We start from the raw sequence: 21,878 nt of genomic DNA, 5'->3' as shown, positions 1-21,878 counted from the left end.
TCGTCGCCGTGGAGTCTAGCGGCCACACCGGCGTGGCCCCGAATCGGTCCAGTCCTCGGCACGTCGACGTCCCGGCCGCAGATCGTCCTGGTCGGCGGTTAGCCTCCGACCATGTCGACGGTGGCGACCACGTGGGAGCAGGCGCTGGCCTGGCGGCTGGAGCGACAGCTGGTCGCGCCGGTGGGGCACGAGCCCGTCGTCGAGGTCGTGCAGCGCCTCGGGGCGGTTCCCGCCAAGCAGCAGCGGCTCGCAGAGCTCACGGTCGGCCTGCGTCGCGCGCGCCCGCGCCCCGGAGAGGTCGCCAGGGCGCTCGCCGACGGGCACCTGGTCAACGCGTTCGCGTTCCGCGGCGGCGCCCACTACCTGTCCCCCGAGGACGGCGGCGCGTACCTCGCCCTCCGCGCGGCCGGTCGGCAGTGGGAGCTCAAGAGCTGGCAGGACCACTACTGCCTGCGCCCCCAGGACTGGCCCGCCTTCCGCACGACCGTGCGCGAGGCGCTGGCGGGCGGCCCGCTGACCCTCGCCGAGATGGGCGCCGCCGTGACCCGCCGGCCGGCATACCGGCACCTGCGCAGCGTCTTCGCCGACGGCGCCGGCACGCTCGTCAAGCCGCTCACGTGGCAGGGCGACATGGGCTTCGGGCCACCGCGCGACGGTCGGGCGACGTTCCAGCGCCTCGACGACAACCCGCGCTGGGCCGGGGTCTGGGAGCTCGAGGAGGCGGGCCCGTATGCCGTCAGCGCCTACCTGCGCGCGTACGGTCCGGCGACGCCCGAGCACGTGCACTACTGGCTCGGCGCCGGCCTGAGCGCCGGCCGCCGCCGCATCGACCGCTGGTGGGAAGGCCTGCGCGAGCGCCTCGAGGCCGTCGACGTCGCCGGCCGCACGGCATACGTCCTCGCCGAGGACCTCGACGCCCTTCGCGCCACGGAGCCGACGGATGCCGTGCGGCTGCTGCCGGGCCACGACCCGTGGGTCATGGGGCCCGGCACGAAGGACGACAGCATCGTGCCTCCCGCGCTGCGCACCCAGGTCACGAACGGCGCCGACGTCGTCGTGGTGGGCGGTGTCGTCGGCGGGACGTGGACCGTGCGCCGGGACGAGGTGCACGTCGCGTGGTCGATCGACGACGGGCGGGCCCCCATCAGCGCCCTGGAGGCGGAGGTCGACCGACTGGCGGTCCTGCTGGGCCGTCCCCTCTCCGCGGTGCTCGACACCTGACGCTGACGTGCCCCGACGCCGAAGGGCACCCGCCGGGATCGGTGGGTGCCCTTCGGCACGGCGCGGGCGGTGCCCGGACCGGTCAGACGATGGTCGCCTTGACCTCGGCGAGCCGGGCGAGGAGGCCGTTGACGAACGCCGGGGACTCGTCGGTCGACAGCTCGGTCGCGAGCGCCACTGCCTCGGAGATCGCGACCGCGTCGGGGATCTCGTCGTTCCAGAGCACCTCCCACGCGCCGAGCCGCAGGATGGCCCGGTCGACCGCAGGCATGCGGTCGAGGGTCCAGCCCTGGCTGTAGTCGGTGAGGGCGCCGTTGATGTCGTTCCACCGGCTCACGACGCCGCGGACGAGGTCGGCCGTGTAGGGGTTGTTGGCCGCCCGCGACTCACGGTCGCGCAGGCGCTCGTCGAGGAGCGCCTCGGCGTTCATCCCGCGCTGGTCCGCCTCGAAGAGGATGTCGAGGGCCCGCGTGCGGGCCTTGCTGCGTGCTGCCAAGGGAGTTCGAGTCCGCTCAGTCGTTGACGCGGCCGAGGTAGGACCCGTCGCGGGTGTCCACCTTGACCTTCGTGCCGGACTCGAGGAACAGCGGCACGTTGATCTGGGCGCCGGTCTCGAGCGTGGCCGGCTTGGTGCCGCCGGTCGAGCGGTCGCCCTGCAGGCCCGGCTCGGTGTGGGTGATCTCGAGGACGACCGACGCGGGCAGCTCGACGTAGAGGGGCAGGCCCTCGTTGGTGGCCACGATGGCGTTCTGGTTCTCGAGGAGGTAGTTGGCGGCGTCGCCCACGACGGTCTCCGACACGTGGAGTTGGTCGTAGGTGTCGGTGTCCATGAACACGAAGTCGGTGCCGTCCTTGTAGAGGTACTGCATCGTGCGCTTGTCGACGTTGCTCGTCTCGACCTTGGTGCCGGCGTTGAACGTCTTGTCGACGACCTTGCCGGAAAGGACGGCCTTGAGCTTGGTGCGCACGAAGGCCGGGCCCTTGCCGGGCTTCACGTGCTGGAACTCGACGACGGACCAGAGCTGTCCCTCGATGTTGAGCACCATGCCGTTCTTCAGGTCGTTGGTCGTAGCCATCGTTGTGTGTCCACCTTCGTATGCCGGCCGGCTCGGCGCGCGCCGATGGGCACGCCGCAGCCCCGGGCGTTCTTGACTTGGGGAGTTGCCGCACGAGTCTAGCCGCGGGGCCGCCTGATCGCGGAATCGCGCCGGCCGACGCCCGCCGGCACCGGTGTACGCTGGCCCGCTCCCCCCTCCCCTGACGCAGAGAGGTTCGACGCGTGCTCGCCCCCGACACCGACCTGACCGGCGAGCTCGCCCGTGAGCAGGCCTACCTCGACGACGCGCGCGAGCAGCTGGCGAGGATGCGCCGGCTGGCGGAGTCCCTCGACGCGTCGAAGGCGAGCGACGCCATCTCGGGCGAGGTGCTCGGCCGCGTGCTGGCACGGCGCATCGCGTCGCTCCAGGACGACCCCCGCACGACCCTCTTCTTCGGCCGCATCGACGTCGACCCGGCCGACGCCCCGGCGGAGCAGTTCCACATCGGCCGCCGCCACGTCTCGGACGAGGCCGGCGACGCGGTGGTCGTCGACTGGCGCGCCCCGATCTCGACCGCGTTCTACCGGGCGTCGGCCCTCGACCCGATGGACGTCGTGCTGCGTCGCCGGTTCGGCGTCGACCGCGGGCGGCTCACGGCCTTCGAGGACGAGCGCCTCCGCGAGCCCGGGCAGCAGGACTCGGCGACGGGATCGCTGCTCGCCGCTGAGATCGAGCGCCCGCGCACGGGCCCGATGCGCGACATCGTCTCGACGATCCAGCCCGAGCAGGACGAGATCGTCCGCAGCGACGTCGCGGTGAGCGTCTGCGTGCAGGGCGCACCGGGCACCGGCAAGACCGCGGTCGGGCTGCACCGTGCGGCCTGGCTGCTCTACTCGTTCCGCGAGCGCCTCGACCGGTCGGGCGTGCTCGTCGTCGGCCCGAACCGGGCCTTCCTCGACCACATCGGCGCGGTGCTGCCCTCCCTGGGCGAGGTGCGGGTCGGCCACGCCACGATCGAGACGCTGCTCGAGCACGGCCGGGTGCGCGCCGCGGAGCCCGCCGACGTGGCGACCCTCAAGGGCGACGCGCGTCTCGCGGCGGTGCTGCACCGCGCCGTCTGGTCGCACGTGGCCCGACCGTCGGAGCCGCTCGTGGTGCCGCGCGGGGTGCGCAAGTGGCGCGTGCCGGCATACGAGGTGAAGGAGATCCTCGACGAGCTCGCAGCCCGCGGCGTGCGCTACTCGGCCGCTCGTGACCTGCTCCCCCAGCGGCTCGCTCACCACGTGCTCCTCGAGATGGAGCGGTCGGGCGAGGCGCCCGACGACCGCGTCCAGGACGCTGTCGCCAAGTCGCCGGCGGTCAAGAAGTACGTCGCAGCCGTGTGGCCCGCCCTCGACCCGCAGGGCGTGCTGCACCGGCTGCTCTCCGACGCCGAGGCGCTGCGCGAGGCCGCGGGTGACGACCTCACCGCCGACGAGCAGGCGATGCTGTTGTGGCACAAGCCTGCTCGCACCAAGGGGTCCGCGAAGTGGTCGCGGGCCGACATGGCGCTGCTCGACGAGGTCGACGACGTGCTGCGCCGGGTGCCGAGCCTCGGGCACGTCGTCCTCGACGAGGCGCAGGACCTCTCGCCGATGCAGCTGCGTGCGGTCGGTCGGCGAGCCTCGACCGGCTCGGTCACCGTGCTCGGCGACATCGCCCAGGGCACGACGCCGTGGGCGACCGGCTCGTGGGACGACGCGATGCGCCACCTCGGCAAGGCAGACCACGACCTCGTCGTGCTCGACCGCGGCTTCCGCGTGCCCGCCGTCGTCATCGAGTACGCGGCTCGCCTGCTGCCGCACATGGCGCCGGGGCTGGGCGCCCCGGTGTCGGTGCGCGAGAACCCCGGCCGGCTCGAGCTGCGGCGGGCCGCCGCCGACGAGCTGCACACCGAGATGGTGCGCGCCGTCGAGACGGCGGCCGCCGCACCGGGCTCGGTGGGTGTCATCGTCGCGGATGCCTCCGTCGAGGCCGTGTCGGCAGCCCTGACGGCGGCGTCGGTGCCGCACGGGCGCCTCGACGTCGACCACGGCGACGACGAGGACCGCCAGGTCGAGGTCGTGCCGGCGAGCGTCGCCAAGGGTCTCGAGTTCGACCGGACCGTCGTCGTGGAGCCGAGCGCCATCGCGGCCGCCGAGCCCGACGAGCGCACCGGCCTGCGCCGCCTCTACGTCGTGCTGACCCGGGCGGTGTCCGAGCTGACGATCGTGCACGCCGAGCCGCTGCCCACGGCCCTCACGACCGACTGACCGCTAGCCGAGACCCCGGTGGGCCGCCCACAGCGCGCCGGCCCGGTCGGCAGCCGCCTCGACGAGCGCGACCAGCTCCGGCCTGTCCGGCACGGTGAAGGACGTGTAGGCCCCTCGCCCACCCTCGACGGGACGCCCGTACGCCTTGACCGCCAGGTGTCCGTTCGGGAGCATCCGGACGTTCAGGGTGTCGAGCCGGAAGGTCTGCCCGCGCCGCGAGTCCGTCCACCGCAGCGGCTCCGGGATCGTCACGTTGATCGCCATCGCGCTGACGACGAGCTCCTCGTCTTCGCCCATGCCGGCAGGCTCTCACGGCGGTGGCTGCGAGCCCGCGTTCACACCCCGATGGTGAGGGCGGCGGTGTAGCCGGTCGAGGCGCTGCCCGACATGGTCGCGACCTGGTGCGCTCCCCCGTCGTCGCCGAAGACGTTGTCGCTCTGCAGGCTCACCCGCGAGAGGTTGCCGACGCTCTGCTCGTAGCCGCTCGTCGCGTAGACCGCCTCGCAGGCGGCCTGCGGCAGCGCGATCTGCGACGTCTTGACGATGGGTCCGCTGGAGGTGGCGTACTCGACCTTCGAGTAGACCTCGAAGTGCACGTGCGGCCAACGGCCGGCGTAGCAGCCCGGGTAGATCGAGGTGAACGTCGCGGTGCCGGACTCGTCGGTGGCCTGCACGCCGCGGAGGTAGTTCTCGTCCTCGGCGCCCTGGCTGTACATCGAGTAGAGCCCGTCACGGTCGCAGTGCCAGGCGTAGACGGCGGCCCCGACGAGGGCCGAGCTCGTCGAGAGGTCCTTCACCGTCAGCTTGATGGTGAGAGGGACGCCCTCGGCCGTCGTGGTCGAGGAGCCGATGCTGCTGCGGATGTCCTGGCGCACGATGCCCGAGTCGTCGAGCACGTTCTGGCCGTTGGAGCCGTCGCCCGGGAACGGTCCCGCCGTCTCGTCGGGAGCCTCGACCAGCGCCGCGCCGCTGCCGGCGGTCGAGGAGGCCGAGCCCGATGCCGCTGCCGACCCGGCGGTCGTCGGCGACGACGTGCTGCACGCGGCGAGCGCACCTGCGACGCCGAGCCCCCCGAGCAGGGTCAACGCCCGTCGCCGGTCCACGAGGGTCCGGAGGTCGAACACGAGGCCACGGTCGTGGTCCTCGATCTCGTTGCCGTGCTCGTCGACCCATTCGGGTCCGGGCGTCATGGGGGTCATCGGCGTGCCTTCCGTCACGGGGCCGGACGAGCCCCTCCTCGCACCATGGTCGGCCGGGGGCCAGTGGCCCTCCCGTGCGACGGCTGTCGGTCTGCTGTGCCGCTTCAGACGAGGGCGCGCAGGGCCAGCAGGTAGGACTGCAGGCCGAACCCGGCGACCGTGCCGGTGGCGACGCCCGCCACGACGGACGTGTGGCGGAACTCCTCGCGGGTGGCGGGGTTGGACAGGTGCACCTCGACGAGGCTGCGCCCGCTCGTGGTGACGATCGCGCAGGCGTCGCGCACGGCATACGAGTAGTGCGTGAAGGCGCCCGGGTTGAGCACGACGTCGGCGCCGGCGTCGACGGCCTCGTGCAGCCAGTCGATGAGCTCGCCCTCGTGGTTGGTCTGCCGGCAGTCGGCGACGAGGCCCAGGTCACGGGCCTCGCGCTGGACGGCGGCGTGCACGTCGTCGAGCGTGTCGGAGCCGTAGACCTCGGGCTCGCGCGTGCCCAGACGGTTCAGGTTGGGGCCCGACAGGACGAAGACCGTGGGTGCCGTCATGGCCGGCAGTCTAGTGAGCGGAGCCCTGGTGGGGCCGCGACACGAGGCCGTATGCCGCCTGGAGCAGCACGTCGTCGGGGCCCACCAGGCGGGTGGGCTCGGCCAGCCCGTCGAGGACGACGAAGCGCAGCGTCGACCCGCGCGACTTCTTGTCGCGGCGCATGGCTGCGAAGAGGTCGTCCCAGCGCCCGGCCGCATACGTCGTGGGCAGCCCGAGCGACTCGAGGACCGCCCGGTGCCGCGCGACCAGTGCGTCGCCGTCGGGGCCGCTGAGGTGGCCGGCGAGGCGGGCGAGCTCGGCGACGTAGACCATGCCGACGCTGATCGCCTCGCCGTGGCGCCAGGTGTACTGCTCGACCTGCTCGATCGCGTGGCCGAAGGTGTGGCCGTAGTTGAGGATCTCGCGCAGCGAGCTCTCCTTGAGATCGGCGGCGACGACCTCGGCCTTGACGCGGACGGCCCGCTCGACGAGCTCCCGCAGGTGCGGGTTGGCGGCGCTGCGCGCGCGGTCCGCGTCGTCGGCGACGGCCGACTCGACGAGCTCGAGGATGACGGGGTCGGCGATGAAGCCGCACTTGACGACCTCGGCGAGACCCGCGACGAGGTCGGCCCGGGGCAGCGTGTCGAGCACGTCGACGTCGCAGAGCACCCCGGCCGGCGGGTGGAAGGCGCCGACGAGGTTCTTCCCCTCGGCCGTGTTGATGCCGGTCTTGCCGCCGACCGCGGCGTCGACCATGCCGAGCAGGGTCGTCGGCACCTGCACGACGCGCACGCCGCGCAGCCAGGACGCGGCGACGAAGCCGGCGAGGTCGGTGACCGTGCCGCCGCCGACACCGACGACGGCGTCGGTGCGGGTGAAGCCCGCTCGGCCCAGCCGGCCCCAGAGGTCCGCGACGACCGAGGCGGACTTGGCCGCCTCGGCGTCGGGCACCTCGGCGGCGTGGACGGTGAGCCCGCGGGCCTCGAGGGCCGACGTGACGCGCGACGTCAGCTCGGGCAGCGTGGGTGGGTGCACGACGAGGACGCGCTCGACGTCGGCGCCGAGCAGCTCGGGCACCCGGTCGAGCACGCCGGACCCGATGACGACGTCGTAGTCGGCGCCGACGGCGATCGTCGTTGGCGCCTGCCTGGCGGTCACGCGTTGGCCGCCTCGAGCGCGGCGGCGATGGTCTCGACGACCTCGTCGGGGGTGCGCCCCGCGGTGTCGACGCGCAGGGTCGAGACCCGCTCGTAGGTGGGCCGCCGGGAGTTCATCATGGCCACCCACGACGCGCGAGGGTTGACCGACAGCAGCGGGCGGGAGCGGTCGAAGCCGATGCGCTTGCTCGCGTCGGCGATGGCGACGTCGAGGAAGACGACGACGTGACCGGCGAGGGCCTCCTCGGTGAGGGGGTCCATCACGGCTCCCCCGCCGACCGAGACGACGCCGGACTGCTCGACGAGGGACCGCGCCACCTCGGCTCGTTCGAGGTCGCGGAAGGCGGGCTCGCCGTCGTCGACGAAGATGTCGGAGATCGAGCGACCCTGCGCGGCCTCGATCGCGGAGTCGACGTCGTGGAACGCGACGCCGAGCCGGGCCGCGAGAGCCTGGCCGACGGTCGTCTTGCCGGCCCCAGGCGGCCCGACGACGACGGCCACGGGACGGGTGGTGCCGGGAGCGGGGTCGTTCACCACGTGCGCAGCCCCTCACGGATGCCGTCGAGGTATGCCGTGTGGTTGCGTGCCGTCTCGGTGACCGAGTCACCGCCGAACTTCTCGAGGCACGACTGGGCCAGCACGAGCGCGACCATCGCCTCGGCCACCACCCCGGCGGCCGGCACGGCGCACACGTCGGAACGCTGGTGGATCGCGGTCGCTGCCTCACCGGTGGCGACGTCGACCGTCGAGAGCGCCCTCGGCACGGTGCTGATCGGCTTCATGGCGGCCCGGACGCGCAGCACCTGACCGGTGGACATGCCGCCCTCGGTGCCTCCGGCGCGGCCCGTGCGACGGGTGATGACGCCGTCGACGACCTCCATCTCGTCGTGCGCCTCGGAGCCGCGGCGACGGGCGGTCTCGAAGCCGTCGCCGACCTCGACGCCCTTGATGGCCTGGATGCTCATGAGCGCCTGCGCGAGCTGCCCGTCGAGCTTGCGGTCCCAGTGCACGTGCGAGCCCAGGCCCGGTGGCAGCCCGTAGGCGAGCACCTCGACGACGCCGCCGAGGGTGTCGCCGTCCTTCTTCGCGGCGTCGACCTCGGCGACCATCGCAGCCGACCCGGCGGGGTCGAACGCGCGGACGGGGTCGGCGTCGAGCCGCTCGACGTCGTCGGGGGTGGGCAGCGCGGCGTCGGCGGGCACCGAGGCCGTGCCGATCGAGACCGTGTGCGAGACGAGACGGATGCCGTAGGCCTGCTCGAGGAACCGGGCTGCGACCTCACCGAGGGCGACGCGTGCGGCGGTCTCGCGGGCCGAGGCGCGCTCGAGGATGGGCCGTGCGTCGTCATGGCCGTACTTCTGCATGCCGACGAGGTCGGCGTGCCCCGGACGCGGCCGGGTGAGCGGCTTGTTGCGGGCGATCTCCTTCTCGGCATTGACGTCGTCGGACGCCGCGAACGCCTCTTCGGTGACCGCCTCGGGGCTCATGACGGTCGTCCACTTCGGCCACTCGCTGTTGCCGACCCGGACCGCGATCGGCGATCCGAGCGTGACGCCGTGGCGCAGACCCCCGAGGAACTCGACCTCGTCCTGCTCGAACTTCATCCGGGCGCCGCGACCGTAGCCGAGGCGGCGGCGGGACAGGGCGGCCTGGAGGTCCTTCGCGCCGACCTCGACCCCTGCAGGGAGGCCCTCGATCATGGCGACGAGTGCGGGCCCGTGCGACTCACCGGCCGTCAACCAACGCAACATGTCTCGATCCTCCCACGCGGGCCCGTAGCGGCTCCGACCCGCCCGCTCCGCGGGACCGGGCGCGACCGGGACGCCCGCCCGGTCCCCGCGGGTGCCTCACAGGAAGGGGCGCACCTGAACGACGAGCGCGACCAGCAGGCCCACGAGCATCCACGGCCCGAACGCGATGTCGTCCTTCCGGGTGCCGCGCCGCAGCACGAGCCGCACCACGCCGTAGAGACCGGCGAGCAGGAAGGCGGCGTACGACGCCACGAGCGTGGTCGACACGCTGACGTAGCCGGTGGCCAGCCCCACCAGCCCGGCGAGGGTGACGTCACCGAAGCCGAAGCCGCTGCCGAGCAGGGCGGCGACGAGGGCGAGCACGAAGTAGATCGCCCACAGCACGACCCCGGCAACGGCCGCCCGACGCAGCGCCTCCCAGTCGCCCGAGGCGAGCGACGCCAGCGCGAGCTGCCCGACGAGCATCGGGTATGCCGGCCGGGTCAGTCCCCGTGGCAGGCGGTGGACGTCGGCGTCGATCCACGCGAGCGCGACGGCCACGAAGGCGAACCCGAGGTAGGCCGGGGCGAGCGCCCACTGCGCCAGCGGGCCGAAGCGCCAGGCCACCAGCCCCCACAGCAGCGTGAGAACGACCGGGACGGCAGCGGACGAGAGCCGGGGCGGGCGCCCGAGCTCGTCGTCGAGGCGGTAGCCACCGGTCGCGAGCCGCCTGCGCAGCACCTCCCCGACGGCACCACCTGCGACAGCGAGGACGACCACGAACCATGCCGGCGCACCCGGTGCGTCGACCCAGGTCACGGGGAGGCTCACCGAGCCGGGTCCGGTGTCTGGGAGGGCCGGCGCCTGCCGGTGGTGGCGCGCTGCGCGAGGGCGTCGCGCAACGCCTCCGACATGGCAGCGAGTGGCGCGGGCAGACCCGTCATGAGGCGTACCTGCTCGGTGGCCTGGTGCAGCAGCATGTCGGTGCCCTCGGCGACCGGCCAGCCGAGCTCGGCGGCGGCCCGCTGCAGCGGGGTGCGGCCCGTGCCGTAGACGACGTCGAGGACGGCGGGGCCGCGAGGGGTTCGTGCCGAGGCGTGGTCGAGCCGGTCCAGCCTCTCGAGCCCCGTCACGGACGACGGGGGCACGGTGCTCACGACAGCGTCGACGTCACGCACGGCCTCCCACCGGCCCATGGGCACCACCTCGACCGCCGTGCCCGCCGCGCGGGCCTGCGCCAGGGTCTCGGGACGAACGCGGTCGCGCACCATGAAGACGACCCTCGCCGGGGGCGAGGTGATCGCGGCCAGCGCCGACCTCGCCGTCGCGCCGGACCCCAGGACGAGAAGGCTCGAGGGCGCCGGGCACCCGGCGAGCTCGAGCGCCGTCCGGATGCCGTGCACGTCGGTGTTGTGGGCCGTCCACGCCGACGGGTCGTCGGCGTCGCGAACGAGGGTGTTGGCCGCTCCCGTCGCGGCGGCCAGCGGCGTGACGGTGCGCGCCGCACGCAGGCCGACCTCCTTGAGCGGCATCGTCAGGGACAGTCCGCGCCACGAGCCGTCGAGGCCGCCGAACGCGTCGGGGAAGGCGGCCTCGTCGACGTCACGTCGCGCGTACTCCCAGTCGGTGAGGCCCAGCGCGGCGTAGGCGGCCCGGTGCAGGACAGGCGACAGCGAGTGCACGACGGGGCTGCCCCACACCGCACAGCGGTGGAGCGCCGACCCCTCGCTCAGCACTTGCCCTTGTTGTCGGCACACCACTTCTGGAACTCCGCGACGTAGCGCTGGTGCTCGGGATAGGTCGCCGCGAACTTCGTCTCTCCCGTGTCGAGGTTGACCGTGACGAAGAAGAGCCAGGGGCCTGCTGCGGGGTTGGCGGCCGCCTTGAGCGCGCCCTCACCGGGGTTGGAGATGGGACCGGGCGGTAGGCCGGGGAAGCGACGGGTGTTGTAGGGGCTGGGGTTGTCGAGCATCTCCTGGGTGGGCACGCCACGCTTGCGGTAGATGTAGTTGACCGTCGAGTCCAGGCCGAGCGACATGTTCTGGGCGAGTCGGTTCTCGACGACGCGGGCGACCTTGGCGCGGTCGGCGTCGGTCTGGGCCTCGCCCTCGACCAGGCTGGCGACGGTGACGACGCGCTCCATCTGCGCGGGCGTGATGCCGAGCGTCTCGAGGCGCTTCGTCGACTCGGCCACCATCTCCTTGAGCTGCTCGAGCGCCGACGTGGAGGGCGGGAACTCGTAGCTGGCCGGGAACAGGTAGCCCTCGATGTTGCCGCGCGCCGACGGCGGCAGCCCCAGCTCGTCGACCTTCTTGGCGGCGGCGGAGTACTCGGCGACCGGGATGCCGGAGGTCTTGGACAGGCGGGCGTAGATCTCGTCGGCCCTGAGGCCCTCGGGGATCACGACCCGCGTGATGAGCCGGTTCTTCGGGTCGACGAGGACGGCGAGGGCGTCCGACGCCTTCATCTGCTTCTTCAGCGTGTAGATGCCCGGCTGGATGCCCGCGCTCTTGGGGTTCTCGTTGGCGGCCTCGATGAAGGCCTTGCTCGACTTGACGACGTCCTGGTCGACCAGCGCCTTCGCGATCGCGCTGCCCCTGGCGCCCTCGTCGACGGTGACGTTGACCTCGCCGCTGCCCGGGCCGGGGTAGTCGTTGGACTCGAGGAAGCCCTCAACGACCGGGCGGAGCGCCTTGTAGGCGACGGCCACGCCGCCGCCGATCACGGCCAGGGCCAGCACGATGACGAGCAGACGCCGGAAGACGGACGGCTTGCCGCGCCCGCTGCCGGGGGTCGAGCCCGCGGCGCGCTTGCGTCGGCCGCCCTTGCGCGCCGCCTCCTGCGCCTCGCGCATCTCGCGCCGGCTCATCGGGGCGGGTGCGGTGTGCGGCTCGTCGAAGTGCTCGCCGTGCGTCGGGTAGCCAGCGTGGTCGAGGTGCTCCTCGTGGTCGCCGAAGATGGAGGTCTCGAGATGGTCCTTCATCGGCGGCGTTCCTTCTTCCGTTTGCCCCCTGGCGAGACGGTCTCCCCTGCTGGTCTTCCTGATCGTGCCTCGGTGTCCAGCGCGGACTGGAGGATGAGCACGGCTGCTGCCTGGTCGACGACGGCACGCTGCCCGCGGCCCGGGACACCGCTGTCGCGAAGTCTGCGGTGCGCGTCGACGGTCGTCAAGCGTTCATCGACCATACGCACACCCACGCTACCGAGTCGAGAGGCCAGATCGGCCGCGTAGGCCCGGGCGATCCGCGCGGCCTCGCCCTCCTCTCCCGACAGGAGCCGGGGAAGCCCCACGACGACCTCGATGGCCTCGAGCTCGGCGACGAGCGCCACGAGGGCGTCGACGTCGCTGTTGCCCTCGGCGTCACGGGGCAGGGTGCGCACCGGGTGCGCGAACATCCCCGACGGGTCGCTGGCCGCGACACCGACGCGGGCATTGCCCACGTCGACGCCGATGCGCACGCCGTGCCGGGGTCGGCCGCCGTGCGGTGGATGGGCGCCGGGCGAGGTCACGCGCCCCGCTGCCGCAGCTGGTCCTCGACCGCACCGAGGGCCGCCGACACCATCGCGGCGTCGGTGCCGCCGCCCTGGGCGAGGTCGTCCTTGCCGCCACCGCCGCCGCCGAGCGTCTGCGCGGCGACCTTCACGAAGGCCCCGGCCTTGAGCCCCGCCTCGCGGGCGCGCTCGTTCGTCGCGACGATGACGACCGGACGGTCGTTGTTGACGGCGGCCATCGACACGAGCGCGGGGCGGTCGTTGCCGAGCCGTCCGCGTACGTCGGTGACGAGCTTGCGCAGGTCGTCGCCCGTCACGCCGACACCGGCGTCGTGGCTCACGAAGGTGACACCGCCGATCTCGCGCGCCGAGGCGACGAGCCCGCTCGCCGCACCGAGCACCTGGCTCTGGCGCACGGCCGCGATCTCCTTCTCGGCGTCGCGCAGGCGACCGATGATCGTGGCGACGCGGTCGGCGAGCTCGTCGCGCCGCACGCCGAGGGTGTCGGTGAGCTGGCTGACGATCGTGGCCTCACGCGCCAGGTGGGAGTACGCGTCGGCGCCGACGAGCGCCTCGACACGCCGCACACCCGAGCCGATGGAGCTCTCGCCGAGCAGCTTGACGACGCCGATCTGACCGACACGCGGCGTGTGCGTGCCGACACAGAGCTCACGCGACCACTCGCCGATGGAGACGACGCGCACGCGCTCGCCGTACTTCTCGCCGAACAGCGCCATCGCGCCGAGCTTCTTGGCCGCGTCGAGGTCCATGATGTCGGCGGTCACGGGAAGGTCGTCGAGCAGCACCGCGTTGATGCGCGCCTCGATCTCACCCATCGCCGCGGCAGGCACCGCCTGCAGCGACTTGAAGTCGAAGCGGAGCCGGCCGGGCGAGTTCTCCGAACCCGCCTGGGTCGCGGTGTCGCCGAGCTCGTCGCGCAGCGCCTGGTGCACCATGTGGGTCGCCGTGTGGGCACGGGAGATGGACCGGCGACGGAACACGTCGACCTCGGCCTCGGCGTCCTCGCCGACGCCCACCTCGCCCTCGATCACCTTCGCCCGGTGCACGACGAGACCCGTGATCGGCCGCTGGACGTCCGTCACCTCGATGAGCGCGCCGTTCGCGAGGCGGATGCGGCCGTGGTCGGCCTGCTGGCCACCGGACTCGGCGTAGAGCGGGGTGCGGTCCAGGACGATCTCGACGTCGTCGCCCTGACCGACCCGGTCGACGAGCTCGCCGTCGCGGATCAGGCCGCGCACCCGGGTGTCGGTGAGCGTCTGGTCGTAGCCGGTGAACTCGACCTGGCGACCGAGCTCGTCGGAGAGGCGGCGGTAGACGCTCGTGTCACCGTGCGCCGACTTCTTCGCCCGGGCGTCCGCCTTCGCGCGGTCGCGCTGCTCGCCCATGAGCCGCCGGAAGCCCGCCTCGTCGACCTGAAGGCCCTGCTCCGCCGCCATCTCGAGCGTGAGGTCGATCGGGAAGCCGTAGGTGTCGTGCAGCGCGAACGCCTCGGAGCCGCCGAGCACGGTCGAGCCCGACGACTTGGCCCTCGCCACCGCCGTGTCGAGGATCGTCGTGCCCGAGCTCAGCGTGCGACGGAACGCGTCCTCCTCGGCGTACGCGACCTGGCTGATGCGCGCGAAGTCGGTCTCGAGCTCGGGGTAGGACGCCTTCATCCGCTCCATGCTCACCGGCAGCAGCTGCTCGAGGGTGGGCGCGTCGACGCCGAGCAGGCGCATCGAGCGGACCGCGCGACGCAGCAGTCGGCGCAGCACGTAGCCGCGACCCTCGTTGCCCGGCGTCACGCCGTCACCGATGAGCATGAGCGAGCTGCGCACGTGGTCGGCCACGACCCGGAAGCGCACGTCGTCGTCGTGGTCGGCGCCGTAGCGGCGACCGCTGAGGTCCTCGGCGGCCGCGATGACGGGGAAGACCTCGTCGGTCTCGTAGATGTTGTCGACGCCCTGGAGCAGGAACGCGACGCGCTCGAGGCCCATGCCGGTGTCGATGTTGCGCTTGGGCAGGTCGCCCGCGATGTCGAAGTCCTCCTTGGACCTGACGTTCTCGAGCTCGTACTGCATGAAGACGAGGTTCCAGAACTCGAGGTAGCGGTCGCCCGCCTCCCAGTCCCCGTCGGCGCCGAACTCGGGGCCGCGGTCGAGGAGGATCTCGGAACAGGGGCCACCGGGGCCGGCCACGCCCATGTTCCAGTAGTTGTCCTTGCGCCCGAGGCGCACGATGCGGTCGTCGGAGAGCCCCGCGACCTTCTTCCACAGCGCGATGGCCTCGTCGTCCTCGTGGTAGACGGACGCGTAGAGGTCCTTCTCGTCGAAGCCGAGGCCGCCCTCGGACTGGCTGCGCGTGATGAGCTCCCACGCGAGCCCGATGGCGCCTTCCTTGAAGTAGTCCCCGAAGCTGAAGTTGCCGTTCATCTGGAAGAACGTGCCGTGGCGGGTCGTCTTGCCGACCTCCTCGATGTCGAGGGTGCGCACGCACTTCTGCACGCTCGTGGCGCGGTCGAACGGCGGGGTCTCCTGGCCGAGGAAGTACGGCTTGAACGGGACCATGCCGGCGTTGACGAACAGCAGGTTCGGGTCCTCGTGCACGAGCGGAGCGCTCGGGACGACGGTGTGGCCGTTGTTCTCGAAGTAGGAGAGCCAGCGGCGGCGGATCTCAGCGGTTTCCATGATGCGTCCTTGCGGGGGTCGACGGGTGTGGTCTTCGGGAGGCCCGTCTCCCGTGGATCACGGGTGGACGGGCAGGCGGGGCGGGGTCAGCCCTGCGCCTCACTGGGCCGCGGCTGACCCCCGGGGGGCTCGCCTCGCCGGCTGCAGGCCGTCGACACGGCTGCGCCTGGGTCCCTTCTGGGCCACGTTCATCGTCCTTCGGTCGTCGGCGCACGCTCACGCCGAGGTGGTTCAACCCTAACGGACCCCGCGCGCCCCGTCCCACCACCACCTCTGCCCGGGTATGCCGCTGGGCCGGCTCCCGCACGGGGAGCCGGCCCAGCGGCATACGTGGTCGTCCGGGCTATGCGACCGTCAGGCCGGCACCTCGGCGACGAGGTCGGTCTTGACCTCCGGGAAGTGGCAGGCCTGGAGGTGCACGCCACCCTCGCGGAAGGCCCGCGTCGACTCCTCGGCCGTTGCCGTGACGAGCGGCGGCTCCTGCTGGGCGCAGATGTCCTGAGCCTTCCAGCACCGGGTGCGGAAGCGGCAGCCGCTCGGCGGGTCGATGGGGCTCGGCACGTCGCCGACCAGGCGGATGCGCTCCTTCGGGGCGATGCCGCGCGCGACGTTGATGTCGGGCGCCGCCGACAGCAGGGCCTGGGTGTACGGGTGCTCGGGAGCCTCGTAGATCTTCTTCTTGTCGCCGTACTCGACGATCTTGCCGAGGTACATCACCGCGACCTGGTCGCAGAAGTGCCGCACGACGCCGAGGTCGTGCGCGACGAAGATGAACGCGAGGTCCAGCTCGTTGCGCAGCTTGGCGAGAAGGTTCATCACCTGCGCCTGGATCGACACGTCGAGGGCCGAGACCGGCTCGTCGGCGATGATGAGCTTCGGCTCGACGGCGAGCGCGCGGGCGATGCCGATGCGCTGGCGCTGGCCACCGGAGAACTCCGACGGGTAGCGGTTGATGTGCTCGGGGTTGAGGCCGACGAGCTCGAGCAGCTCCTGGACCCGGGCCTTCTCCTTGCCCTGGTGCAGGCCGTGCACCTTGAGCGGGGACGAGAGGATCGAGCCGACCGTGTGCCTCGGGTTCAGCGAGGAGTACGGGTCCTGGAAGATCATCTGCACGTCGCGGCGGATGCCGCGGAGCTCGCGCTCCTTGAGGTGCGTGATGTCGCGTCCCTCGAACTCGATGGTGCCGGCGGTGGGCTCGTCGAGGCGCGTCACGAGGCGCGACGTCGTCGACTTGCCACAGCCGGACTCGCCGACGAGGCCCAGTGTCTGGCCCTGCTTGACCGTGAAGCTGATGCCGTCGACGGCCTTGACCGTCGCGCGCACCATCTTCAGGCCCTGGACCTCGCGGAACGGGAAGTGTCGCTGGAGATCGGTGACCTTCAGCAGCGTCTGGTCGCTCATCGGACTCCCTCGTCGTGCTGCAGCGTGGCCACAGGGTCGGCCAGGTGGCAGCGGATCTCACGGTTGTGCAGGCCTGGCGTCGGCCGCAAATCGGGCAGCGTCGTGAAGCACGCATCACCCGGCACCTGGTCCTTGAAGACGCAGCGCGGGTGGAAGGAGCAGCCCGACGGCAGGTTGAGCAGGCTGGGCGGGGTGCCCGGGATCGCCTTGAGCTCATCGAGGTCCTCGGAGTGTGACGGGAGCGACTGGAGCAAGCCGTACGTGTAGGGCATGGACGGCTGCGCGAGCACCTCCTTCGCGCTGCCCTTCTCGACGCCACGGCCGGCGTACATCACGAGAATGTCGTCGGCCGTCTCGGCGACGACCGCGAGGTCGTGCGTGATGAGGATGACCGCCGAGCCGAACTCCTTCTGGAGGTCGTTGACGAGGTCGAGGATCTGCGCCTGCACCGTCACGTCGAGGGCCGTCGTCGGCTCGTCGGCGATGAGCAGCTTCGGGTTGTTGACCAGGCCAAGCGCGATCATGGCGCGCTGGCGCATACCGCCCGAGAACTCGTGGGGGTACTGGTTGGCGCGCCGCTGCGGGTTCGGGATGCCCACGAGGTCGAGCATCTCGACCGCGCGCTTGTAGGCGATCTGCTTGCTGACCCTGTGGTGCGCCTGGTAGGCCTCGGCGATCTGCTTGCCGATCTTGTGGAACGGGTGCAGCGAGCTCTGCGGGTCCTGGAAGACCATCGCCGCCTTGGTGCTGCGGATCTTCTGGAACGTCGAGGCCGGCGCCCCGACGAGCTCGAGACCGTCGAGCTTGATGCTGCCTGTGATCTGGGTGCGCTTCGGGTTGTGCAGGCCGAGCACCGCCATGCTGCTGACGGACTTGCCCGAGCCCGATTCACCGACGATCGCGAGGGTGCGGCCGAGGCGGGCCTGGTAGGTCAGGTTCGAGACGGCCCGAACCACGCCTTCCTCGGTGGGGAAGGCGACCGAGAGGTCGTTGACGTCGAGGACGACGTCGCCGGCGTCCCGGGCCTCGGCGGTCTGCGTGGAGATGGAGTTCGCGGTCGCGGTCACGAGAGCCTCACTCGCGGGTCGATGAAGGAGTACGCGATGTCGACGACGAGATTCATCACGACGACGACCGTGGCTCCGATGAGCACGCTACCCATGATCACGGGCAGGTCGAGCGCTCGGAAGGCCGTGATGGTCCGCCGGCCGATGCCGTCGACACCGAAGATCTGCTCGGTGATGAGCGTGCCGGTGAGCAACGCGGCCATGTCGAGACCAAGGATCGTGGCGATCGGGCTCATCGCGGCGCGGAAGCCGTGCTTGAACAGCACGGTGCGCTCAGAGATGCCCTTGGACCGAGCCGTGCGGATGTAGTCCATCGACAACGTGTCAAGCATCGAGTTGCGGGTGTAGCGGGTGTACTGCGAGGAGGTGTAGAGCCCGAGGATGAGCGCGGGGGCGACCATGCCCACGAGGTACGGGCCGACGCCGCTCGCCAGCGGTGAGTACTGCGGCAGCAGGCCCCAGAGCACCACCGGGTAGAGGGCCGTGAGGAGCGCGAGCACGTAGTACGGCATGGCGCCCATGACCTGCGAGACGCCGACGACGATGCGGTCGGCCGGAGTGCCGCGCCGGGTGGCGGCGAAGATGCCGCTCGTGACACCGACGGTCACGAAGATGACGGCGGCCATCAGCGCCAGCACGACCGTGTTGGGGAAGCGAGTGAACAGCTCGTCGTTGACCGACTGGCGGGTGACGAACGAGAACCCGAGGCACGGCGCGCCACAGTGCACCGTGTCGCCCGCATAGACGAAGTCACGGCCCACGATCAGACCCTGGAAGTAGTCGGTGAACTGCGAGACGAGCGGCTTGTCGAGTCCGAGGCTGCGGCTGATCTGAGCCAGTCGCTCGGGGGTGCACCGGCTCTCCGGGCACATCGCCTGCGCGGGATCTCCCGGCCCGGCGAAGAACAGCAAGAAGGTCGAGACCAGGGTGGCGAGGATGACGCTCAGGGCGAGGGCCAGCCGCCTGAGGAGGTAGGTGAGCACGGGTTGCCTTCCGAACGGGGTGGGCGCCGTAGGTGGGGGTCCGGGACATCCCGGACCCCCACCGCGGCTATCAGTTCAGTGGTACCGCCCCCGAGGGGGTGGTGTCACTGCCTCTTACTGGTCGATCCAGATCGAGGTGATCTCGGGCATGCCCTTGTTGGGGTTGTTGTGGACGTTCTTGACCTTCGTGCCGAAGACCTGGTTGCCCTTGTCGTAGTAGTCCGGAATGGCGAGGAGGTAGTTCTCCGTGAGCCACTTGTCCATCTTGGCCCACTCCGGCCCCTGCTCCGTGATGGAGAGCTGCTGGATGCGCTTGATCTCGGCGTCGATCTTGGCGTCCGAGAAGTTGCCGAACGTCGTACCACCCTGCGAGAGGGCGATGGTGCCGACGGTGGGCGGGATGATCGAGTCGGCGGACGGCCAGTCGAAGCACCAGCCGCGCGGGCTCTGGAGCATGTTGTACTTGCCCTTGGGCTTGCCGATGAGCTTGCGACGCTCGGCGTTGGGCACACCGAGGTCGGTGACCTTGAAGCCCGCGGCCTGCAGCTTCTGCTTGCGGACCTGGTTGGCCTTCTGGGCCTGGTCGTCGTCGTTCGTGTAGTAGTAGATGAGCTCGAAGGGCTTGTCGGGGCCGTAGCCAGCGGCCGCGAGCATCTCCTTGGCCTTGGCGGGGTCGCCGTCGCCCTGGCCGTTCATCTTGAAGCCGGGGGCAGCCTCGGCCTCATACTTCTGGAACCCGGCGATCTGCGGCGGGATGAAGGTGCTGGCCGGCGAGAACGAGTGCGTGCTCTCACCGAGCGCCTTGTGCATCGAGTCGAACGGGTAGGCGACCGCGATCGCCTTGCGCACGGGAAGCGGGATCTTCGTCGCGTCCATGTTGACCATGATCACGCACGACGACGGGCCCTCGGAGTACTGCGACTTCTTCTCGCCCTCGATCTGCGAGATGAGGGAGGTGTCAATGGGCTCCCAGTTGAGCGTCGTGGCGTCGTCGCCGTTCGAGGCCAGGATGGCCGTCTGCGTCTTGACCGTGTCGACACCGAACTTGAAGTGGTAGCCGTCCGGGTAGTTGTGACGCGCCGGGTCGGTGTTGGGGTCCCAGTTGGGGTTGCGCTTGAGCGTGAGCTCCGAGCCCGGGGTGTACTTGTCGAACATGTAGGGGCCGGTCGCCAGCGGGTGCAGCTTGTAGTCGGCCTTCTTGTCCTTCGCCTCGGGGATCGGCGTGAACTGGTTGAAGGACACGAAGTACGGAAGCGTCTCGAAGCGCTTCTCGAGGTGGAAGACGACGGTCTTGTCGTCCGGGGCCTCGACGCCCTTCCAGTTCTTGTCGCCCTTGAACGGGCCCTGGTAGTCGGCACCGCCCTTGAAGAACTCGCGCTGGTACGTCGGGCCGTTCGCCGCGAGGTCGGGGTCGAACGAGCGCTTGGCGGCGTAGACGATGTCGGCCGCCTTCACCGGCGTGCCGTCCTCGAACTTGATGCCGTCCTTGAGCGTGAAGGTCCAGGTCAGGCCGTCCTCGGACGCCTTCCCGAGGTCGGTCGCGAGGTCGGGCACGAGGACCGTCTTGCCGTCACGCTGCGTGAACGTGGTGAGCGCGCGGTGCGACAGCGAGAAGATGACAGCGGAGTCCTGGTAGAACTCGTCGCTCGGGTCCATCGTGGCCGGGACACCGGAGTTGGCAACCGTGAGGATGCCGCCCTTCTTGGCACCGGGGATCTCCGGGGCCGGGCCCTTGGCGTCGGGCATGAGGCCGGCCGAGGCACCCTCGACGGCGCCGCCGTTGCCGGCGCCATTGGTGCCACCGGCACCACCGTTGTTGGCGGCCGGCGCGCCGCAGGCTGCGACGAAGCCGAGGGAGGCCGCGGCCCCCACGGTCAGGACTTTGGTCCAGCGCATTGTTGTTAGCTCCCTTTGTGCGTGTCCCGGCGTTTTTGCCGGGAACATCTGTGAACCGAACCCGGGTGGGGTTATCGGCGGCTGGTGGGGTCGAAGGCGTCGCGGATCGAGTCGCCGAGCAGGCTGAGCGAGAGGACCAGCAGCGACAGGCCGATGACCGAGGGCCACAACCACAGCGGGTAGGTGGCGAAGAGGGTCTGGGCGTCGGCGATGGTGCGTCCCCAGGAGGCCGTGGGCTCGACCAGTCCGACGCCGAGGTAGCTCAGCGTGGCCTCGTACGTGATGTAGGCCGGGACGGCGATCGACGCCGAGACGATGATCGGGCCGACAAGGTTGGGCAGAACCTCGCGGAAGAGGATGCCGCGGGTCGGGACGCCGATGGCACGGGCAGCCTGGACGAACTCGCGCTCGCGAAGGCTCTTGACCTCGCCGCGGACGAGGCGGCCCAGGCCCATCCACCCGAGGACGAAGAGCACCACGATCAACACCCAGAAGCGGATGGTGGACGTCTGCTCTGCGCTGAGGTTGCCGTCGCCCTGGATGCTCTTCTGCATCAGGGGCACGACGGCGACGATGACAATGAGGATCGGCAGCGACAGGAAGAAGTCGATGACCCAGGAGATGACCTTGTCGACGACGCCGCCGAGGTAACCGGCGAGGAGCCCGAGCGTCACGCCGATGATGGTCGACACGGTCGCGGCGACGAACCCGATGACCAGCGACGGGCGGGCACCGTAGGCGAAACGCGCGAAGAGGTCGCGGCCGAGGCGGGGCTCGACGCCGAGCCAGTGAGCCGAGCTCGAGCCCTGCTCGGGCAGGCCGTTGAAGTCGACGAGCTCGGTGTGCACCGCGTCCACCGTGGCCTTGGTCTTCGTGATCGGGTCGGTGGCCTGGAGCGAGACGACGAGCGGGGCGAAGATCGCGAGGAGGATGAAGAAGACGATGACGACGAAGCAGACGATGGCGACCTTGTCCTGCTTCAGCCGCGACCACGCCACCTGGCCCGGAGAACGGCCGGTGCGCTTCTCCTGGGACTGCTGGGTGGTCGTCGAAGGCTTCTCATCGGATGCCTCTTTCAGCTCGGTCGCTGAGGGCTCCGGCATGGCGTTCAACGCGTTTTCTCCATCCTGGTGGGATCACGTGCGGCACAGGGTCTCATCACCCGCACCGCCCCAGAGACCGGCCAGAGCGTCGC

The 21,878-nt window shown here is 71.1% G+C and carries 20 protein-coding genes; 2 read left to right on the top strand and 18 right to left on the bottom strand.

All coding sequences use genetic code 11. The features are described from left to right. The first annotated feature begins 111 nt into the window (after window positions 1-111). On the top strand, window positions 112-1,221 hold the full coding sequence (locus ACXR8F_RS08220; protein WP_458799646.1) for a DNA glycosylase AlkZ-like family protein: 1,110 nt from the start codon (window positions 112-114) through the stop codon (window positions 1,219-1,221). An 82-nt stretch (window positions 1,222-1,303) separates the two neighbouring features. On the opposite strand, the gene nusB is transcribed toward ACXR8F_RS08220, so the two are convergent. Then, a complete protein-coding gene (gene nusB / locus ACXR8F_RS08215) occupies window positions 1,304-1,717 on the bottom strand; it encodes a transcription antitermination factor NusB (RefSeq protein WP_458799644.1) in 414 nt (137 codons plus the stop codon). A gap of 16 nt (window positions 1,718-1,733) precedes the next feature. Further along, window positions 1,734-2,297, bottom strand: a complete 564-nt coding sequence (gene efp, locus ACXR8F_RS08210; protein WP_045192257.1) for an elongation factor P — start codon at window positions 2,295-2,297, stop codon at window positions 1,734-1,736. A gap of 203 nt (window positions 2,298-2,500) precedes the next feature. Here efp and ACXR8F_RS08205 point away from each other — a divergent pair, with 203 nt between their 5' ends. Beyond that, window positions 2,501-4,549 (top strand): HelD family protein, encoded by a 2,049-nt coding sequence (locus tag ACXR8F_RS08205; protein WP_458799642.1) that lies wholly within the window; start codon window positions 2,501-2,503, stop codon window positions 4,547-4,549. 3 nt (window positions 4,550-4,552) lie between these two features. Here the strand turns inward: ACXR8F_RS08205 and ACXR8F_RS08200 are convergent, their stop codons facing one another. The 16 genes from ACXR8F_RS08200 to ACXR8F_RS08125 form a co-directional block, all read right to left on the bottom strand. Continuing rightward, the gene (locus ACXR8F_RS08200; RefSeq protein ID WP_458799640.1) at window positions 4,553-4,846 is read right to left on the bottom strand and encodes a hypothetical protein; all 294 of its coding nucleotides are present in this window, start codon (window positions 4,844-4,846) and stop codon (window positions 4,553-4,555) included. Between the two features lie 38 nt (window positions 4,847-4,884). Next, window positions 4,885-5,748 (bottom strand): intradiol ring-cleavage dioxygenase, encoded by an 864-nt coding sequence (locus ACXR8F_RS08195; protein WP_458799638.1) that lies wholly within the window; start codon window positions 5,746-5,748, stop codon window positions 4,885-4,887. A gap of 104 nt (window positions 5,749-5,852) precedes the next feature. Continuing rightward, complete coding sequence (gene aroQ / locus ACXR8F_RS08190) at window positions 5,853-6,290, bottom strand: type II 3-dehydroquinate dehydratase (RefSeq protein ID WP_045192253.1); 438 nt, start codon at window positions 6,288-6,290, stop codon at window positions 5,853-5,855. Between the two features lie 10 nt (window positions 6,291-6,300). Next, window positions 6,301-7,428, bottom strand: coding sequence for a 3-dehydroquinate synthase (gene aroB / locus ACXR8F_RS08185; protein ID WP_458799635.1), 1,128 nt, complete (start codon window positions 7,426-7,428; stop codon window positions 6,301-6,303). Further along, complete coding sequence (locus ACXR8F_RS08180; protein WP_458799634.1) at window positions 7,425-7,964, bottom strand: shikimate kinase; 540 nt, start codon at window positions 7,962-7,964, stop codon at window positions 7,425-7,427. The genes aroB and ACXR8F_RS08180 overlap by 4 nt, the downstream gene beginning before the upstream one ends. After that, entirely contained in the window at window positions 7,958-9,178 is a 1,221-nt protein-coding gene (gene aroC / locus ACXR8F_RS08175) for a chorismate synthase (protein WP_458799632.1), read from the bottom strand. The genes ACXR8F_RS08180 and aroC overlap by 7 nt, the downstream gene beginning before the upstream one ends. A gap of 96 nt (window positions 9,179-9,274) precedes the next feature. After that, complete coding sequence (locus ACXR8F_RS08170) at window positions 9,275-9,976, bottom strand: prepilin peptidase (RefSeq protein WP_458799630.1); 702 nt, start codon at window positions 9,974-9,976, stop codon at window positions 9,275-9,277. 8 nt (window positions 9,977-9,984) lie between these two features. Then, entirely contained in the window at window positions 9,985-10,893 is a 909-nt protein-coding gene (locus ACXR8F_RS08165) for a shikimate dehydrogenase (RefSeq protein ID WP_458799628.1), read from the bottom strand. Then, window positions 10,887-12,140, bottom strand: coding sequence for an endolytic transglycosylase MltG (gene mltG / locus ACXR8F_RS08160; RefSeq protein WP_045192248.1), 1,254 nt, complete (start codon window positions 12,138-12,140; stop codon window positions 10,887-10,889). The genes ACXR8F_RS08165 and mltG overlap by 7 nt, the downstream gene beginning before the upstream one ends. Next, on the bottom strand, window positions 12,137-12,667 hold the full coding sequence (gene ruvX / locus ACXR8F_RS08155; protein WP_045192247.1) for a Holliday junction resolvase RuvX: 531 nt from the start codon (window positions 12,665-12,667) through the stop codon (window positions 12,137-12,139). The genes mltG and ruvX overlap by 4 nt, the downstream gene beginning before the upstream one ends. Then, a complete protein-coding gene (alaS, locus tag ACXR8F_RS08150; RefSeq protein ID WP_458799625.1) occupies window positions 12,664-15,336 on the bottom strand; it encodes an alanine--tRNA ligase in 2,673 nt (890 codons plus the stop codon). Before alaS ends, ruvX begins: the two co-directional genes overlap by 4 nt. Before the next feature lie 354 nt (window positions 15,337-15,690). After that, window positions 15,691-16,737: an ABC transporter ATP-binding protein gene (locus tag ACXR8F_RS08145; protein ID WP_458799623.1), complete on the bottom strand. Its 1,047-nt coding sequence runs from the start codon at window positions 16,735-16,737 to the stop codon at window positions 15,691-15,693. Further along, on the bottom strand, window positions 16,734-17,804 hold the full coding sequence (locus ACXR8F_RS08140; protein ID WP_458799621.1) for an ABC transporter ATP-binding protein: 1,071 nt from the start codon (window positions 17,802-17,804) through the stop codon (window positions 16,734-16,736). Before ACXR8F_RS08140 ends, ACXR8F_RS08145 begins: the two co-directional genes overlap by 4 nt. Next, entirely contained in the window at window positions 17,801-18,787 is a 987-nt protein-coding gene (locus ACXR8F_RS08135; protein WP_458799619.1) for an ABC transporter permease, read from the bottom strand. Before ACXR8F_RS08135 ends, ACXR8F_RS08140 begins: the two co-directional genes overlap by 4 nt. 114 nt (window positions 18,788-18,901) lie before the next feature. Continuing rightward, on the bottom strand, window positions 18,902-20,683 hold the full coding sequence (locus ACXR8F_RS08130; protein ID WP_458799617.1) for an ABC transporter substrate-binding protein: 1,782 nt from the start codon (window positions 20,681-20,683) through the stop codon (window positions 18,902-18,904). Between the two features lie 71 nt (window positions 20,684-20,754). Continuing rightward, the gene (locus ACXR8F_RS08125; RefSeq protein WP_458799615.1) at window positions 20,755-21,786 is read right to left on the bottom strand and encodes an ABC transporter permease; all 1,032 of its coding nucleotides are present in this window, start codon (window positions 21,784-21,786) and stop codon (window positions 20,755-20,757) included. Window positions 21,787-21,878: the final 92 nt, after the last annotated feature.

Source organism: Terrabacter sp. AAH1 (genome assembly GCF_054456855.1).
Note: the sequence above shows the minus strand (reverse complement) of the source record. Positions and strands in the feature narration are given on the sequence as shown.